General features: G+C 69.3%; 2 protein-coding genes. Both read left to right on the top strand.

Annotated features, from left to right (window positions below):
• The first annotated feature begins 154 nt into the window (after positions 1–154).
• On the top strand, positions 155–1402 hold the full coding sequence (locus ACFVYS_RS43735; RefSeq protein WP_389511446.1) for a DUF2993 domain-containing protein: 1248 nt from the start codon (positions 155–157) through the stop codon (positions 1400–1402).
• A 371-nt stretch (positions 1403–1773) separates the two neighbouring features.
• Entirely contained in the window at positions 1774–3240 is a 1467-nt protein-coding gene (locus ACFVYS_RS43740) for an MFS transporter (RefSeq protein ID WP_389511447.1), read from the top strand.
• Positions 3241–3277: the final 37 nt, after the last annotated feature.

Below are 3277 nucleotides of genomic sequence, written 5' to 3' on the forward strand. Positions count from 1 at the left end.
GATCCCACTCCGCGTTCGTCAGATCCCCGCGACCCATACAGTCAGCCTGACCCCAACACCCCACCCGCGTCAGGAGATCCGAGAAACAGCGCCTAAGTCGCATACCCGGGGTTCAGCTTGCGGGCAGGGGTGGTGCGCATGTTCGGATGAGTCGATGCGCACCCCCCACCGCATAGATCCGGATCCCCATCCCCGTCCCTACGACCGCTCCGAAGCGCCGCCCAATCCCTACGACGAGCTCGGCGCCCTCGACGACGGCCCTCTGGACGAGTTCCTGGGCACCGGCACCGCCGAGCGACGGGCAGAGCAGGAGCCGGCACAGGAGCCGGAGTGGACCCCGCCCGTCCACCGCCGCGGCGGTAGGCGCCGACGGAGCCGTTTCGCCGGTCTGCCGCTCGCGGCGAAGGCGGTGGTGAGCCTCGTCGTCCTCGGCGCCTTCGTCACCCTCGCCGACCGCTGGGCAGTGCTGTACGCCGAGCACAAGGCCGCGGACACCCTCAAGGACCAGTTGGACCTGGCCGCGGCGCCCGAGGTGGAGATCGGCGGCTTCCCCTTCCTCACCCAACTCGCCGACAAGCGGCTGGACTCGGTACGGGTGACCGTGCCGGACGTGTCCGCCGACCGGGTGTCGCTGGCGAAGGTGTCGGCCACCGCCCATGACATCCGGCTGGACGCCGATGGGCTCACCTCCGTGCGCGGCGCCCACGTCCCCCGGCTCGACGGTGACGTCCTGCTGTCCTTCGCCGACCTCAACCGCGAACTCGGCGCGTCGCAGGTGATGTTCACCGGTGACGGCCGTGACCGGGTCAAGGCCCACGGCATCCTGCCGGTCGCCGGGCACGACCTACGACTGCGCGCCGAGGCCACGATCCAGCGACAGGGCGAGCGGGGCATCGGCACGCAGATCGGCGGCATACGCCTGGACATCGGGGACCTCGCCACCTACCGCCCCGGCACCCGCGCCTCCGACGGCCTGCACCTCACCCCGAAGGCGTCCGCCGACGTCGCCCGGGAGACCCGGAAGGCGAAGGCACTGCTGTCGGTCCCGGCCATCGTGCAGCGACTGGGGGTGCCCAGGGCGACCGTGCGCGAAGCCCTGAGCGACGACGGCAAGCTCACCGAACTGACCGGCTCCCCGCGCTTCGCCCGCCAGGCCCAGACCCTCAACCTCATCGACCTGGCCCTGGACAACCCCGAGGTGCTCCGCGGTCTGGGCCTCGACCCCGACCTCCTCAACGCCCTGTCCCGGCTCACCCGTCCGGCCCTCGCCGACCGGCTTTCCCTGGCCTTCCAACTGCCGGAGCCGAAGACGGGGGACATGCGGCTGCGGTACGTCCGTGTGGAGAAGGACGGCATCCGGGTACGGCTCACGGGCTCGGGACTGGCTCTCGGCGGCTCGTGATCCGCGTGCCAATGCCATCGTGAAGGCGGGTACCGGCGGGTACTTCTGTTCTCTACGTCGCCCAAGACGCTGGTGTGCAGGACCCTTTCGCGGGCAGGCGGGGTGTGGCAGCTGTGACGCCGGGGGCGGCTCCGCCTGGGGAGGTCCGAGCCGCCCCCTCCCCCTGCCGAACGTGGGAGGCCGGCGTGTCCGTCGTCCCTGCGTGAGCCGTGCGAATGTGGGCACAAGCCACTATTGGCACAGCAAACACCTGGTGTCCCGCTCTGCAGCCAGGTCACCTCACGCAAGACCAGTAAGGAACTTCAGTGGCTGACCTACTGACCGACGGGCAGCCCGACCCAGCGCGGTCCGGGCCGACCGACATCGCCGGCATGCCCGTACAGGTCCGCCAGGACCTGACACGCAGGCTGAGGCGGAACAAGCGCCCCTTCCGCAACGAGGACGTCCAGGTCGTCGAACCACCGCTGCTCCGACGGGCGGTCAGCGCCTCGGCACTCGGCAACTGCATGGAATGGTTCGACTTCGGCGTCTACAGCTACCTCGCCGCCACCCTCGGCAAGGTCTTCTTCCCCGGAGCGTCACCCGCCGCCCAGGTGATCTCGTCCTTCGCCACCTTCGCGGCCGCGTTCGTCGTACGCCCGCTCGGCGGCCTGGTCTTCGGGCCGCTCGGGGACCGCCTCGGCCGGCAGAAGGTACTCGCCACCACCATGATCATGATGGCGGTCGGCACGTTCGCCATCGGTCTCATCCCCAGTTACGCCACGATCGGCATCGCCGCCCCGATCCTGCTGCTGCTCGCCCGCATGGTGCAGGGCTTCTCCACCGGCGGCGAGTACGGGGGCGCCACGACCTTCGTCGCCGAGTACTCGCCCGACCGTCGTCGCGGCTTCCTCTCCAGCTGGCTCGACTTCGGCACCTTCGTCGGCTACGCGCTGGGCTCCGCCCTGGTCACCACGCTCAATCTCGCCCTCAGCGACACGCAGATGCTCTCGTGGGGCTGGCGGATCCCGTTCCTCATCGCGGGCCCGCTCGGCGCGATCGGCCTCTACATGCGTCTCAAGCTCGAAGAGTCGCCCGCGTTCCAGCAGCAGCTCGACGAACACGAGGAGAGCCTCGCCAAGGAATCGGCGGGCACCGAGTTCAGGACCATCATCAAGGACCACTGGCGGGCCCTGCTCATCTGCATGGGACTGGTACTGCTCTACAACGTCACCAACTACATGGTCACGGGATTCCTGCCCACCTACCAGACGGAGACCCTCGGCCGCTCCAGCAGTTCGGCGGACGTCCTCGTGCTCGTGGGCATGGTGTGGATCGTGTTGCTGATCACCTTCCTCGGCAGGCTCAGCGACCACGTCGGCCGACGCCCCCTCTACGGCTTCGCGGCGGCGGGGATGATCCTGCTCGCCATTCCCGCCTTCCTGTTGATCAAGATGGACGGAACCTGGCTGCCGGTCTGCGGTGTGCTGATCCTGTCCACCCTGCTTGCGTGTTTCGCCGCGCCGAGCGCCGCGACGCTGCCCGCGCTGTTCCCGACGGCCGTCCGCTACGCGGCCATGGGCATCGGCTTCAACTTCGCGGTGGCCGCGTTCGGCGGTACCACGCCCCTGGTCACGGAGGCGCTGGTGAGCATCACCGGCAACGACATGGTGCCCGCGTACTACCTCATGGCCGCCGGTGCCATCGGGCTGATCACCGTCCGATTCCTGCCCGAGAGCGCCCAGGTGTCCCTCGACGGCTCCCAGCCGATGGTGGGATCGAAGAGCGAGCGCCGGGAACTGATCGTCACCTCACAGGAGTTGTACCGGGTCGGCCGCGAGACGTCCGACCGCCGCTGATCTCTGACTCGACATCGCGCCCGCCCGGTCTTCATGC

This window comes from Streptomyces sp. NPDC058295 (genome assembly GCF_042880655.1).
GTDB lineage: Bacteria > Actinomycetota > Actinomycetes > Streptomycetales > Streptomycetaceae > Streptomyces > Streptomyces coriariae.

Coding starts and splice junctions, on each gene's coding strand:
- ACFVYS_RS43735 (WP_389511446.1), top strand. CDS start 155: ATGCGCACCCCCCACCGCATAGATCCGGATCCCCATCCCCGTCCCTAC.
- ACFVYS_RS43740 (WP_389511447.1), top strand. CDS start 1,774: ATGCCCGTACAGGTCCGCCAGGACCTGACACGCAGGCTGAGGCGGAAC.